Raw genomic sequence first — 13,763 nt, forward strand, 5'->3', positions numbered from 1 at the left:
ACGCTAGGGTCCCCGTCCTGGCCCGTCAAGGCGTGGTTGACACCCTGGCACCTGGCGGGCAGGTTCGACGGGCACCGTGCAAACGCACGGTGTCCGGACTGTGAGGGGGCCCACCGTGCAGGACCCGCCCGGCGTCGACGTCGCCGCCCTGCAGCGCTGGCTGGACGCCGCGGTGCCCGGCCTGCTGCAGGGACCGCTGCGGGTCACGCTGCTGGCCGGCGGCCGGTCCAACCTGACCTACGCCCTCACCGACGGCGTCGGCCGGTGGGTGCTGCGCCGGCCGCCGCTGGGCCACGTCCGGGCCACCGCGCACGACGTCGCCCGCGAGCACCGGGTGCTCGGCGCGCTCGCCGGCACCGCCGTGCCGGTGCCCCGCCCGGTCGCCCTCGCCGGGCCCGAGGTGCTCGGCGCGCCCTGCTACGTCATGGAGTTCGCCGACGGCGTGGTGCTGCGCGAGGCCGACCAGCTGCACGCCGTGGACGGCGACGCGGCCGCCGGCGCCCTGGTCGACGTGCTCGTCGCGCTGCACCGGGTGGACCCCGAGGCGGTCGGGCTGGGTGACCTGGGCCGGCCCGCCGGCTACCTGGAGCGGCAGGTCGCCCGGTGGTCGGGGCAGCTGGAGGCCGGGGACCTGCGCGAGGTGCCCGGGCTGGCCGAGCTGGGACGCCGGCTCGGGGCCCGGGTGCCGGTCGGGGGACCCGCGGCGGTCGTGCACGGGGACTACCGGTTGGACAACGTCGTCGTCACCGCGGACCGGCGGCCCGACGTCGTCGCGGTGCTGGACTGGGAGATGGCCACCCTCGGCGACCCGCTCGCCGACCTCGCCTCCACCCTGGTCTGGTGGGACGGCATGGCCGGCCTGGACAGCCCGGTCGCCGCCGTCCCCGGCGACGTGCCCGGCTGGCCGGACGGCGGGTCGCTGGCCGCCGCCTACGGCCGGGCCGCGGGCGCCGACCTGGCCGAGCTGCCCTGGTACCTGGGGCTGGCCTTCTTCAAGATCGCGGTGATCTTCGAGCAGATCCACTCCCGGTCGGTCGCCGGGCTGACCGTGGGGGAGGGCTTCGACCGGCTGGGCGCGGTCGTCCCGGCGCTGGTGGAGCGCGGGCACGCAGCGTCCTGAGCCCCGTCGAGGGTGCGTCGCTGGCTCTGCGTGCGTGCCCGGCCTACGCTCAGGCACGCTGAACGTCCAGCTGAGCTGAACACCGTCCCGAGGTGGTCCCGTGAGCACGCCCGCCGCACCCTCCCCGGGGCTGGGGGAGTCGATCCGCCGGCTGCGGACCGCGCGCGGGCTCAGTCTGCGCCGCCTGGCCGAGCAGCTGCAGGTCAGCCCCGGGACGCTGAGCGCCATCGAGAACGGGCACACCGGGGTCAGTGCCGCCCGGGTGGCCCGGATCGCCGAGCTGCTCGACGTCCCGGTCGAGCGGGTGTTCCGGCCCGGGGGCAGCCGGCTGGCCCCCGGCGTCGTCGACCGGACCGAGGTGACCACCACCCCCGGCACCCGACCGACCGGTCCCGACGGGGTCTTCGTGGCCGGGGACTGGCGGCGGTACGGCCCCCTCCAGCTGGACCCGGCGCTCGCCGCGGCGCTGGCCGCCTTCGTCGAGGTCGGCTACCACGGCTCGACCATCCGGACGATCGCCGCCCGCGCCGGGCTCTCGGTCTCCGGGCTGTACCACTACTACGAGAGCAAGTACGACATGCTCGTCGCGCTGCTGGACCTCACGATGCGCGACCTGGACGCCCGGGTCCGGGCCGCCCGCGCGGAGGGGGTCGACCCCCTGGAGCGGGTCGGGCTGGTCGTGGAGTGCCTGGCCCTCAACCACAGCCACCGGCGGCAGACCGGGTTCCTGGGCGCCAGCGAGATGCGCAGCCTCGCCCCGCCGGACTACGCCCGGCTGGCCGCCGTCCGGCGGGCCCAGCAGCAGGCCCTGGACGACGAGGTGGTCGCCGCGGTCGCCGCCGGGCAGCTGACCACCGCCGCCCCCGGGGACGCCGCCCGCGCCGTGGTGACCATGTGCACCGCGATCCCGCAGTGGTACCGGCCCGGCGGGCCGACGTCCCCGGAGCAGCTGGCCGCCCAGTACGTCGGCTTCGCCCTGGACCTGCTGGGACGCACAGCTCCCCGCCCTTGACCCCCGGGTCGTGTGACCTGCATCATCCGGTCGCACACGTCCCGTGCGAGCGTTCGGTCCTGCCGCACGGGTCCAGAGGTCACTCAGCGAGGAGACGACTGTGTCCGACGTTCCTGCCATGCGCGAGGTCCTGGGCGACGACGCCCCGTCCAACTGGGGCAAGTGGGGCCCCGACGACGAGCTCGGCTCGCTGAACTACCTGGACGCCGCCGAGGTCCTCCGCGGCGCCCAGCACATCAAGAGCGGTGAGACCTTCACGCTGCAGATCCAGATGGGCCGCGCCGAGTCCCCCGGCGACCCGCTGTGGCCCGGCCGTCGCGGGATCGAGCGCAAGAACGAGCTCGACGAGTCCACCTGGGACACCGACGCCGCCCCGCAGTTCCCCGGCGGCCTGCACTACGCCGACGACACCGCGCTGATGTTCCTGCAGGGCTCCACGCAGTACGACGCACTGGGCCACGTCTGGTACGACGGCAAGCTCTGGAACGGCTACGACGCCCGCTCCACCGTCGATGCGATGCAGAAGGCCTCGGTGCTGCCGATCGCGGAGAAGGGCATCGTCGGGCGTGGCGTGCTCATCGACATGGCCCGCCACCGCGGCAAGGAGTGGCTGGACAAGGGCGAGACCTTCGACCACACCGACCTCGAGGCCGCCGCGGCCGCCCAGGGCGTGGAGATCCTGCCGCACGACATCCTGGTGATCCGGACCGGCTGGATGAAGTACTGGTACGACCTCAACGACCCGGAGAAGTTCTACGACGGCTTCGCCGAGCCCGGCCTGACCTACTCCCGCGAGCTCGTCGAGTGGTTCCAGTCCAACGAGATCCCCAACCTGGTCACCGACACCATCGCCAACGAGGTCACCTACGACCCGGTCAGCGGTGTCGCGCTGCCGCTGCACTGCGCGTTGATGCGCAACCTGGGCGTGACGCTGACCGAGATCGCCTGGCTCGACGACCTGGCCGACGCCTGCGCCGCCGACGGCCGCTGGACCTTCCTCTACGTGGCCGCCCCGCTCAAGGTCGTCAACGGCACCGGCGCCCCGGTCAACCCGGTCGCGATCCGCTGACCGCGGCATGAGCGTCTACACCGACAAGCCGTGGCTGGCCCTCTACGGCGAGGGCCAGCCGGCCTCGATCACCCCGGAGCACGACACCCTGCTCGCGGTCTTCCAGGCGACCGTGGCGGGCACCCCGGACGCGGTGGCGATCCGCTACTTCGACGGCACGCTCACCTACCGCGACCTGGACGCGGCCTCCGACGCCCTGGCCGTGGGGCTGCTGGACGCCGGGTTCGCCGCCGGTGACCGGATGGGCCTCTACGTGCAGAACGACCCGGCGTTCGTCATCGGGCTGCTCGGCGCGTGGAAGGCCGGCGGTGCGGCGGTCGCGATCAACCCCATGAACAAGGCCGGTGAGCTGACCTACCTGCTCGCCGACTCCGGGGCGACCGCGCTGCTGTGCCTGGACGAGCTGTACGAGACGGTGGCGCGCGACGTCATCGCCGCCGGGGAGACCCGGGTGCAGACCGTCGTCACCTGCTCGGGGCTGGACCACCAGACCCGAGCCGACCCGCGGCTGTTCGAGGGCACGGTCAAGAGCCGGCCCGAGGGCACCCTGGACCTGGGTGACCTGCTGGAGACCCACGCCGGGCAGCAGCCGCCGCCGGTCTCGCTGTCCGGGGACGACATCGGCGTGCTGACCTACACCTCGGGGACGACGGGGCGCCCCAAGGGCGCCATGAACACCCACTCCTCGATGACGTTCAACGCCTACACCTACCGCGAGTGGATGCGGCTGGGCCCCGAGGACTCCGTCCTGGGCGTCGCGCCGCTGTTCCACATCACCGGGCTGATCGGCCACGTCGCGATCGCGATGCTGGTCGGCTGCCCGCTGGTGCTGGCCCACCGCTTCCAGCCCGACGTGGTGCTGGAGGCGATCCGGGAACACCGGCCGACGTTCACCGTCGGGGCGATCGCGGTCTTCATCGCGCTGGGCAACGCCACCGGCGCCTCCCGGGAGGACTTCACCTCCCTGCGGGCGGTCTACTCCGGTGGCGCCCCGATCGCCCCGGCGGTCACCGACCGGCTGGAGGAGGAGCTCGGCGTCTACGTGCACAACATCTACGGGCTGACCGAGACCAACAGCCCGTCGCACGGGGTGCCGATGGGCGTGCGGGCACCGGTCGACGAGAACTCCGGCGCGCTGAGCGTCGGGGTGCCGGTCTACGACACCGTCGTCCGGGTCCTCGGTGAGGACGGCGAGGAGCTGCCGGTCGGCGAGGTCGGGGAGTTCGCCACGTCCGGGCCGCAGGTCGTGCCCGGGTACTGGGAGCGGCCCGACGCCACCGCGGAGCAGATCCCCGGCGGGGAGCTGCGGACCGGCGACGTCGGCTTCATGGACGCCCAGGGCTGGTTCTTCCTGGTCGACCGCAAGAAGGACATGATCAACGCGGCCGGCTACAAGGTCTGGCCCCGCGAGGTGGAGGACGTGCTCTACGGCCACCCCGCGGTGCGTGAGGTCGCGGTCGTCGGCATCCCCGACGAGGTGCGGGGGGAGACGGTGAAGGCCTACGTCTCGCCCAAGCCCGGCGCCACGATCGACCCCGAGGAGGTCATCGCCTGGTCCAGGGAGCGGATGGCGGCCTACAAGTACCCCCGGTACGTGGAGGTCGTGGACGAGCTGCCCAAGACCACCACCGGCAAGATCCTGCGCCGGGAGCTGCGCGCCCGGAACTGATCGTCGACCCCCTCCACCGTGCCGGGCAGGCGGTGGAGGGGGTCCGCCGGTGCGGCCCGGTAGCGTCGGGCCCGATCACGGCAGTGCAGCGAGGAAGTCCGGTGCGACGCCGGCGCGGTCCCGCCACTGTGAGCCCCTCGGGGTGAGCCAGACACTCCGGCTGCCGTGCCCGACGACCGGGGCGCGGACCCCGAGGGAAGGCCTCACCCCATGAGCACCCAGAGCACCCAGAACGCGCAGAGCACCCAGCGCACCTTCACGCTGCTGTCCACCTCCGACACCGACCTGCTGTCGGCCCGGGCCAGCGACTCGGACTGGAAGCTGGGCAACCCCTACCGGGTCGGCACCGGCGACCTCGCCGGGTTCGCCGCCGGCACCGACCTGGTCGTGGTCCGGATCCTGGGGGCGGCCCGCAAGTACGAGGACATGCTGCGGCCACTGCTGGACAGCGGGCTGCCGGTCGTCGTCCTGGGCGGGGAGCAGCTGCCCGACGCCGAGCTGATGGCGCTGTCCACCGTCCCGATGGGCGTGGCCACCGACGCACACGCCTACCTGGCGCAGGGCGGACCGGACAACATCGTCGAGCTGCACCGCTTCCTGGCCGACACCGTGCTGCTGGACGGCGAGGGCTTCGAGCGCCCGTCGGTCGCCCCGGACTGGGGCCTGCTGGGCCGGGAGTCCACGGCCACCGGCCCGCGGATCGCCGTCCTCTACTACCGGGCGCACCACCTGGCCGGGAACACCGCCTTCGTGCACACGCTGTGCGAGGCCGTCGAGACCGCCGGCGGCGTGCCGGTGCCGGTCTACTGCGCCTCGCTGCGCTCGGTGGCCCCGGAGATGCTCGACGTGCTGCGCACCGTCGACGCCATGGTCGTCACGGTGCTCGCGGCCGGCGGCTCCCGCCCGGCCACGGCCCAGGCCGGTGGGGACGACGGCGCCTGGGACGTCGGCGAGCTCGCCCGCCTGGACATCCCGGTCATCCAGGGCCTGGTGCTGGGCACCCCCCGGGAGACGTGGGCGGCCAACGACGACGGGCTGTCCCCGCTGGACGTCGGCAACCAGGTCGCCATCCCGGAGTTCGACGGCCGCATCATCACCGTGCCGTTCTCCTTCAAGGAGGTCGACGACGAGGGCCTGACCTCCTACGTGCCCGACCTGGAGCGCTCGGCCCGGGTCGCGGGCATCGCCGTGGCGCACGCCCGGCTCCGGCACACCGCCCCGGCCGACCGCAAGATCGTGGTGATGCTGTCGGCCTACCCGACCAAGCACTCCCGGATCGGCAACGCGGTCGGCCTGGACACCCCGGCGTCGGTGGTCCGGCTGCTGGCCGCGATGGCCGGGCAGGGCTACGACATCGGCCCCTTCGACGGCGAGGGCTCGCTGCCCGGCGTCGCCGAGCTGGACGGCGACCGGCTGGTGCACGCCCTCATCGAGGCCGGCGGCCAGGACCCGGACTGGCTCACCCAGGAGCAGCTGAGCGGCAACCCGGTGCGCATCCCGGCCGCCGCCTACCGAACCTTCTTCGACTCGCTGCCCACCGAGCTGACCGACCGGATGGTCGAGCACTGGGGCCCGCCGCCCGGCGAGCTCTTCGTGGACCCGACCGACGACTGCATCGTCTTCGCCGCGCTGCGCGCCGGGAACGTCGTGGTCATGGTCCAGCCCCCGCGCGGGTTCGGGGAGAACCCGATCGCGATCTACCACGACCCGGACCTGCCGCCCTCCCACCACTACCTGGCCGCCTACCACTGGCTGCGGTCGTCCTTCGGCGCGCACGCGGTCGTGCACGTGGGCAAGCACGGCAACCTGGAGTGGATGCCCGGCAAGACCGTGGGCCTGTCGGCGGCCTGCGCGCCCGACGCGGCCCTGGGCGACCTGCCGATGGTCTACCCGTTCCTGGTCAACGACCCCGGCGAGGGCAGTCAGGCCAAGCGCCGGGCGCACGCGGTGCTGGTCGACCACATGGTGCCGCCGATGGCCCGCGCGGACACCTACGGCGACATCGCCCGGCTGGAGCAGCTGCTCGACGAGCACGCCAACATCGCCGCGATGGACCCGCCGAAGCTGCCCGCCGTCCGGCAGCAGATCTGGACGCTGATCCAGGCCGCCAAGCTCGACCACGACCTGGGCCTGGACGACCGGCCGCACGACGCCGAGTTCGACGAGATGATCCTCAACGTCGACGGCTGGCTGTGCGCCATCAAGGACAGCCAGATCCGCGACGGGCTGCACGTGTTCGGCTCCCCGCCCGAGGGCGACGCCCGGGTCGGGCTGGTGCTGGCGATCCTGCGGGCCCGGCAGATCTGGGGCGGCTCGGTCGCCATGCCGGGTCTGCGCGAGGCGCTCGGCCTGGTCGAGGACGGTTCCGCCGGCCTGCACGAGACCGATGACGTCGAGGCCCGCGCGCTGGCCCTGGTCACCGGGATGGAGGAGGCCGGCTGGACCGCCGACGCCGTCCCCACCGTGATCGAGGGCGTGCTGGGCGAGCCGCACGCCGACGTCGAGCGGGTGCTGCGGTTCGCCGTCGAGGAGGTCGTGCCGCGGCTGGCCAGGACCACCGACGAGATCGACATGGCCCTGCACGCCCTGGACGGCGGCTACGTGCCGGCCGGGCCCTCGGGCTCCCCGTTGCGCGGGCTGGTCAACGTGCTGCCGACCGGCCGGAACTTCTACTCCGTGGACCCGCGCGCCGTCCCGTCCCGGCTGGCCTGGGAGACCGGGCAGGGCCTGGCCGAGTCCCTGGTGGACCGCTACGTCACCGAGACCGGCGAGCACCCGCGCTCGGTCGGGCTCTCGGTGTGGGGCACCTCGGCCATGCGCACCTCCGGGGACGACGTCGCCCAGGTGCTCGCGCTGCTCGGCGTCCGGCCGGTGTGGGACGAGGCGTCCCGCCGGGTCACGAAGCTGGAGCCGATCCCGCTGCCCGAGCTGGGCCGGCCGCGGATCGACGTCACGGTGCGCATCTCCGGGTTCTTCCGGGACGCCTTCCCGCACGTGGTGACGATGATGGACGACGCCGTCACCCTCGCCGCGGGGCTGGAGGAGACGCCGGAGCAGAACTTCGTCAAGGCCCACGTGGACGCCGACGTCGCCGAGCACGGGGACCGCCGCCGGGCCACCACCCGGGTCTTCGGGTCCAAGCCCGGCGCGTACGGCGCGGGCCTGCTGTCGCTGATCGACAGCCGGGACTGGCGCACCGACGCCGACCTGGCCGAGGTCTACGCGGTGTGGGGCGGCTACGCCTACGGCCGGGACCTCGACGGTGTCGCGGCCCGACCGGACATGGAGACCTCCTACCGGCGGATCGCGGTCGCGGCGAAGAACATCGACACCCGCGAGCACGACATCGCCGACTCCGACGACTACTTCCAGTACCACGGCGGGATGGTCGCCACGGTCCGCGCGCTGACCGGCAGCTCGCCCAAGGCCTACGTCGGGGACTCCACCCGGCCCGAGCACGTGCGCACCCGCTCGCTGGTCGAGGAGACCTCCCGGGTGTTCCGCGCCCGGGTGGTCAACCCCAAGTGGCTGGCCGCGATGCGCCGGCACGGCTACAAGGGCGCCTTCGAGATGGCCGCGACGGTGGACTACCTCTTCGGCTACGACGCGACCACCGGCGTCGTCGCGGACTGGATGTACGAGAAGCTGACCCAGACCTACGTGCTCGACCCGGAGAACCGGGCGTTCATGGAGGAGTCCAACCCCTGGGCGTTGCACGGCATCGCCGAGCGGCTGCTCGAGGCCGCCGACCGCCAGCTGTGGGCCGAGCCGGACCCCGAGCTGCTGGCCCAGCTCAAGCAGGCCTACCTCGACACCGAGGGCGACCTGGAGAACGGCCCCCGCACCCCCGCCGAGAGGACCCCGTGAACCGCCGCACCGCCCTGCTCTCCCTCGCCCTGCCCGTCGCCCTGGTGCTCGGCGCCTGCGGGTCCGACGACGGCGACGCCACCGCCGAGCCCACGGCGACCTGCGAGAGCCTGCCGGCGACGGTCGAGGCGCCGTCCTCGGTGTCCACCGACCTCTCCGAGGCACCGACCGTGCCGGCGTCGGACGCGCTGCCGCCGTGCGGGCTCGTCGTCGCCGACGTGGTCGAGGGCGACGGCGCGGTGGCCGAGGAGGGCTCCGACGTCGAGGTGAGGTACTGGGGCGCGTTCTACGACACCGGGGAGTCCTTCGACTCCTCGTGGAGCCGCGGTGCCGACGAGACGCTGCCCTTCACCGCCGGCGCCCCGGGCGTCATCGAGGGCTTCGGCACCGGGGTCGTGGGCATGGCCGAGGGCGGCCGCCGCTACATCACGATCCCCAGCGACCTGGGCTACGGCGACGCCGGGCAGGGCCCGATCCCGGGCGGGGCGACCCTGGTCTTCGTGGTGGACCTGGTCTCCGTCAGCTGACGGCTCGGCGGGGCCGGCTGACGGCTCGGCGGGGCCGGCTGACGGCTGCCCGGCGCCAGCCGCGCAGGGAGTTGACGACGGCGACGTCGTCGGCCGCGCGCAGGTCGGCCGGCGTCAGCACCCGCTCGCGCAGCTCGCCCCGGGCGAGCAGCCGGGCGCGGGCGGTGCCGGGCAGACAGCCCGAGTCGGTCGGCGGGGTCCACCAGGTGCCGTCGATGCGGACGCACAGCGTGCTGGTCGTGGTCTCGGTGACCTCACCGCGGGTGTTGACCAGCACCACGTCGGCGGCACCCGGGTGCCGGGCGGCCGCGTCGGTGTAGACGTCGCGGCGGGTGGTCTTGTGCTGCAGCCACGGGTCGGCCGGGTCCACCGGGTGGTCGTCCAGGGCGAGCCGGACCGGGCCGGTCGGCGCCGGTGGTGGGTCGGTGACGGTGACCTCGACGGCGCCGGCCCGGTCCAGCAGCAGCCGCACCCGGCTCGGCGTGGTCCGGCCGGCGACGGCCTCCGCCAGCGCCGCGTGCACGGCCGCCGGGTCGCAGGCGAAGCCGGACCAGGCGGCGGAGTCGGCGAGCCGGGCCAGGTGCTCGGGCAGGTGGGTGAACCCGCCGCCGGGGGAGTGGCCCAGGGTCTCCAGCAGCCGGTGGTCCCCGGCCGGTGCGGTGAGGACGGCGGCCTTGGCCACCAGCTCGCGGCGCTCGGCGGCCGGGTCGGAGTCCCAGGTGATGCCGCCGCCCGAGCCGTAGACGGCCGAGCCGTCCGCGGCCACCACCGCCGTCCGGATCGCGACGGAGAACCGGGCGTGCACCGGCTCCCTGGGCGGGGCCAGCCAGCCGACCGCGCCGCAGTACACCCCGCGCGGGGAGGCCTCCAGGTCTGCGATCGCCCGCATCGAGGCCGTCTTGGGCGCGCCGGTCACCGAGCCGCAGGGGAACAGCGCGCGCAGCACGTCGACCAGGTCGACGTCTGCGCTCAGGTCGGCGGCCACCTCGGAGACCAGCTGCCACACCGTCGGGTACCGCTCGGCGGTGAACAGCTCGGTGACCCGCACGCTGCCGGTGGCCGCGACCCGGCCCAGGTCGTTGCGCAGCAGGTCCACGATCATCAGGTTCTCGGCCCGCTCCTTGGGGCTGGCCCGCAGCGCCGCCACCACGTCGCGGTCCTCGGCCGTCGTCCGGCCGCGGCGGGCGGTGCCCTTCATCGGCCGGGTCCGCACCGTCCGGCCCGACCACTCGAAGAACAGCTCCGGGCTGGCGCCGGCGATCGTGTGCGAGCCGGTCTCCAGCAGCGCGCCGTGGGCGGAGCGCTGGGCCAGCACCAGGTCGGCGTACAGCGCGGCGCCGTCCACGCCGGTCGCCCGCAGCCGGTCGGTGAGGTTGACCTGGTAGGTCTCCCCGGCCGCGATCGACTCCCGGACGGCCTGCACCGCGGCCGCGTGCTCGGCGTCGGTGCGGTCCGGCGTCCACGTGGTCGGCAGGTGCCCCGATGCGGTCAGCGGTGCGACCTCCCGCGGCGGTCCGCCGACCCCGAACCAGACCAGCGGGGGGTCACCGGGATCCGGGGCGCGGACCGGGAGGGCGGGGTCCAGGCCCGGGGCCGCCTCGTAGGACAGGAACCCGGCCGCCCACGCGCCACCGGCCACCGCCGCCGCGACCTCCCGCAGGGCCGGCACGACGTCCTCTGCCCGGCGGGCGACGACGACCCGGTCCGGTTCCGGGAACACCCACGCGGTGCCCGCGACGAGGTCGTCGAACCGGGCGCTCACAGGCCCACGAGCACCAGGGCGGCCAGCAGGGTCGCGGCCGTGGTGACCTCCCCGGCGGCACCCATGACGTCGCCGTTCACCCCGCCCAGGCGTCCGCGGGCGCGCCGGTGCAGCAGCTCCCCGGCGGCCAGCCCCAGCACCGCGGCCCCGACCAGCCGCGCGGCCAGCGGGAGGTCGCCCAACCAGGCCGCCGTGGCGACCACGCAGCCGGCCGCGACCAGCGCGGCGCCGGCGAACCAGACCCGGGAGACCGTCCCGGCGACGGCTGCGCCCAGCGACGAGCCGGCCGCCGTCGGCACCCCGGGCAGGCCGCAGCGGGCCATCGCCAGCCGGGCCGCCACGACCGCCGTCCACAACGCCAGCCAGCCGCCGTCCACGGTCAGCAGCGCGGCCAGGCAGGCCACCTGCAGCAGCAGGGTCAGCACCAGCGTGGCCACGCCGAACGGCCCGACGTCCCCGGCGCGCATGACCTCCAGCGCCCGCTCCCGCCCGCGCAAGGGACCCAGGCCGTCGGCGGTGTCGGCCAGCCCGTCCAGGTGCAGGCCGCGGGTCAGCCAGGCCAGCAACGCCACGCCGAGCACCGCCCCGACCAGCGGTGCGGCGTACCGGGCGCCCAGCCAGGCGGTCAGCGCAGCCAGGTCGCCGAGCACCAGCCCGACCAGCGGCGCCCACGGCAGCACGCCCCGCGGGGAGGCGTCACCACCCACCCGGGCGATGGTCAGCCAGGCGAACGCCGCCCTCATCGCAGGCGCTGGGGCAGCCCCGCGACGACGAACCACACCTCGTCGGCGGTCGCCGCCAGCCGCTGGTTCACCGTGCCCAGGGTGTCCCGGAACAGCCGTCCCGAGCGGGTCTCCGGGACCACGCCCAGCCCCACCTCGTCGCTGACCGCCACCACGTGCGCCGGGGTCATCACCCAGGCCTCCAGCAGCTCGTCGACCCGGCGGGACAGCCGGTCGGCGGCGCGCTGACCGCCCTCCCACACCCCGCTGGCGTCCATCATCGCGGTGACCCAGGTGGTGACCGAGTCGACCAGGTACGTGCCCGGGAGCACCAGCTCACCGGGGTTGGTGGTCTCCTTCGTCGTCCAGGTCGCCGGCCGGCGGGCCCGGTGCGCGGCGATCCGCTCGGCCCACTCGGCGTCGTCCGGGCGGGGGTCCGACGTCGCCAGGTAGGTGACGTCGTCCCGGCCCTCGAGCAGTGCCTCGGCGTGCGCGGACTTCCCGGACCGGGAACCGCCCAGGACCAGGGTGCGGCTCACAGCTCGAGCCGGGTGACGGTGCCGTTGTGCGGGGTCACGTGCGGCATGGCCTCGGGCCCGTCGCCGGCCAGCACCGCCTGCGCGGCCCGGATGGTGTCCCCGTGGGTGACCAGCGCGACGACGTCGGCCGGCGGCCCGGCCCGCAGCGTCTCCAGGTAGGCCGCCACCCGGGCGTGCAGCTGGGCCAGGGACTCCCCGCCCTCGGCCGACCAGTGCACGTCGGTCCAGTCCACGAGGTCCCACAGCTCCCGCGAGGGCCGGCCCTCCAGCACGCCGTAGCCCTGCTCGCGCAGCGCCGGTGTGGTGGTGAACCGACGTCCGGTGGCCTGCATGCAGTGCTCGGCGGTCTGCACCGCGCGGGTCAGGTCGCTGGAGACCATCGCGCCCGGGCGCAGCGTGGCGAGCTCCGCGGCGGCACTGCGGGCCTGGGTGTGCCCCAGCTCGGTCAACGGGACGTGCGCCGTCTGGCCCTGCATCAGGCCGGCGGCGTTCCAGGTGCTCTGTCCGTGCCGGACGAGCAGGAGCGTGGTCATCGAGGCCGAGCCTAGGTGGCTGCCGGGCGCGGCTACCGTCGTCGTCGTGACGATCCCGATGCGGCCCCCGACGGACGGTCCCGGCGCCGCCGGTCTGGGCGCCCGCCGCGCCGCGCCGCGCCCCACCCGGCCGACCGGCCCGGACCCGCTGGCCCCGCTGCTGGAGCTCCCCGGCGTGCGCGCGGCCTCCGACGCCTCCCGGACGGCCATCGACCGGCTGCTCGGGCACAAGGTGCTGCGCCGGGAGTCGGCCGGGGTGAGCTCGGAGTCCGCGTTGCGCGGCGCCCGCGCCTCCGCCGCGCTGGAGGGTGTCGACGTCCCGTTGGCCCAGGTGCGCACCGGCGACGTCAGCGAGCCCACCCTGCAGGGCGCCCTGCGGGTGTCGGTCGGGTTGGGCTCGATGGTCGACACCTGGGACCGGGCCCCGGGCCAGGTGCTCGCCCGGATGCACGTGCTCGCCGCCGCCGACCTGGTCCCGGCTGCCGAGCTGGGCCGGCCCGCCCCGTCCTCCGGCGGCCGCCTCGGCGGCGTCTTCGGCCTGGTCACCGGGGCGACGACGGCGCCCGCGGTGCTCATCGCCGCGGTCGTGCACGGCGAGCTGGCCGCCATCGAGCCCTTCGCCGTCGGAAACGGCGTGGTGGCCCGCGCCGCCGGCCGGCTCACCGGCATCGCCCGCGGCCTGGACCCCAAGGCCGTCTCGGTGCCCGAGGTCGGCTTCGCCGAGCTCGGCGCGCAGGCGTACGCCGACGCCCTGGCCGGCTACCGCAGCGGCACCGCCGACGGCGTCGCCGGCTGGCTGGTGCACTGCGCCCGGGCGACGGAGCTCGGCGCGGCCGAGGGCCTGGCCATCTGCGAGTCCCTCCTCCGCGGCTGACCCCTCCGCTCCTCCCCGCCGCCTCCCCGCCGAGTGCGGAGCCAGGCCGGTCATCCAGGGCAGGACACC

The 13,763-nt window shown here is 75.0% G+C and carries 11 protein-coding genes and 1 riboswitch; of the genes, 7 read left to right on the forward strand and 4 right to left on the reverse strand.

Annotation, left to right across the window (positions count from 1 at the left end; translation table 11 throughout):
- Positions 1-115: 115 nt before the first annotated feature.
- The 6 genes from AC0IVP_RS08250 (at position 116) to AC0IVP_RS08275 (ending at position 9,264) form a co-directional block, all read left to right on the forward strand.
- Entirely contained in the window at positions 116-1,120 is a 1,005-nt protein-coding gene (locus AC0IVP_RS08250) for a phosphotransferase family protein (RefSeq protein WP_056293697.1), read from the forward strand.
- A 100-nt stretch (positions 1,121-1,220) separates the two neighbouring features.
- Positions 1,221-2,132, forward strand: coding sequence for a TetR family transcriptional regulator (locus AC0IVP_RS08255; protein ID WP_471755828.1), 912 nt, complete (start codon positions 1,221-1,223; stop codon positions 2,130-2,132).
- Positions 2,133-2,232: 100 nt separating this feature from the next.
- The gene (locus AC0IVP_RS08260) at positions 2,233-3,201 is read left to right on the forward strand and encodes a cyclase family protein (RefSeq protein ID WP_471755830.1); all 969 of its coding nucleotides are present in this window, start codon (positions 2,233-2,235) and stop codon (positions 3,199-3,201) included.
- 7 nt (positions 3,202-3,208) lie between these two features.
- Positions 3,209-4,870 (forward strand): class I adenylate-forming enzyme family protein, encoded by a 1,662-nt coding sequence (locus tag AC0IVP_RS08265; RefSeq protein ID WP_056293683.1) that lies wholly within the window; start codon positions 3,209-3,211, stop codon positions 4,868-4,870.
- Between the two features lie 90 nt (positions 4,871-4,960).
- Positions 4,961-5,027, forward strand: a riboswitch (cobalamin riboswitch).
- Between the two features lie 53 nt (positions 5,028-5,080).
- Positions 5,081-8,737 carry a cobaltochelatase subunit CobN gene (gene cobN / locus AC0IVP_RS08270; protein WP_471755832.1) on the forward strand — a complete coding sequence of 1,219 codons (3,657 nt, stop codon included), beginning with the start codon at positions 5,081-5,083 and terminating at the stop codon, positions 8,735-8,737.
- Entirely contained in the window at positions 8,734-9,264 is a 531-nt protein-coding gene (locus AC0IVP_RS08275) for an FKBP-type peptidyl-prolyl cis-trans isomerase (protein WP_056293678.1), read from the forward strand. Before cobN ends, AC0IVP_RS08275 begins: the two co-directional genes overlap by 4 nt.
- On the opposite strand, the gene pabB is transcribed toward AC0IVP_RS08275, so the two are convergent.
- The 4 genes from pabB to AC0IVP_RS08295 are packed head-to-tail and all read right to left on the reverse strand — an operon-like array spanning position 9,257 to position 12,820.
- A complete protein-coding gene (gene pabB, locus AC0IVP_RS08280) occupies positions 9,257-11,026 on the reverse strand; it encodes an aminodeoxychorismate synthase component I (protein ID WP_471755834.1) in 1,770 nt (589 codons plus the stop codon). The two genes, AC0IVP_RS08275 and pabB, sit on opposite strands and share 8 nt — an antisense overlap.
- Entirely contained in the window at positions 11,023-11,769 is a 747-nt protein-coding gene (locus AC0IVP_RS08285; RefSeq protein ID WP_056293672.1) for an adenosylcobinamide-GDP ribazoletransferase, read from the reverse strand. The genes pabB and AC0IVP_RS08285 overlap by 4 nt, the downstream gene beginning before the upstream one ends.
- Entirely contained in the window at positions 11,766-12,287 is a 522-nt protein-coding gene (gene cobU, locus AC0IVP_RS08290; protein WP_056293670.1) for a bifunctional adenosylcobinamide kinase/adenosylcobinamide-phosphate guanylyltransferase, read from the reverse strand. Before cobU ends, AC0IVP_RS08285 begins: the two co-directional genes overlap by 4 nt.
- Positions 12,284-12,820: a histidine phosphatase family protein gene (locus AC0IVP_RS08295; protein WP_056293666.1), complete on the reverse strand. Its 537-nt coding sequence runs from the start codon at positions 12,818-12,820 to the stop codon at positions 12,284-12,286. Before AC0IVP_RS08295 ends, cobU begins: the two co-directional genes overlap by 4 nt.
- 46 nt (positions 12,821-12,866) lie before the next feature.
- On the opposite strand from AC0IVP_RS08295, the gene AC0IVP_RS08300 reads away from it, so the two are divergent.
- On the forward strand, positions 12,867-13,694 hold the full coding sequence (locus tag AC0IVP_RS08300; protein ID WP_471755836.1) for a Fic family protein: 828 nt from the start codon (positions 12,867-12,869) through the stop codon (positions 13,692-13,694).
- Positions 13,695-13,763: the final 69 nt, after the last annotated feature.

The sequence above is a fragment of the Klenkia sp. AC732 genome, from assembly GCF_979256525.1.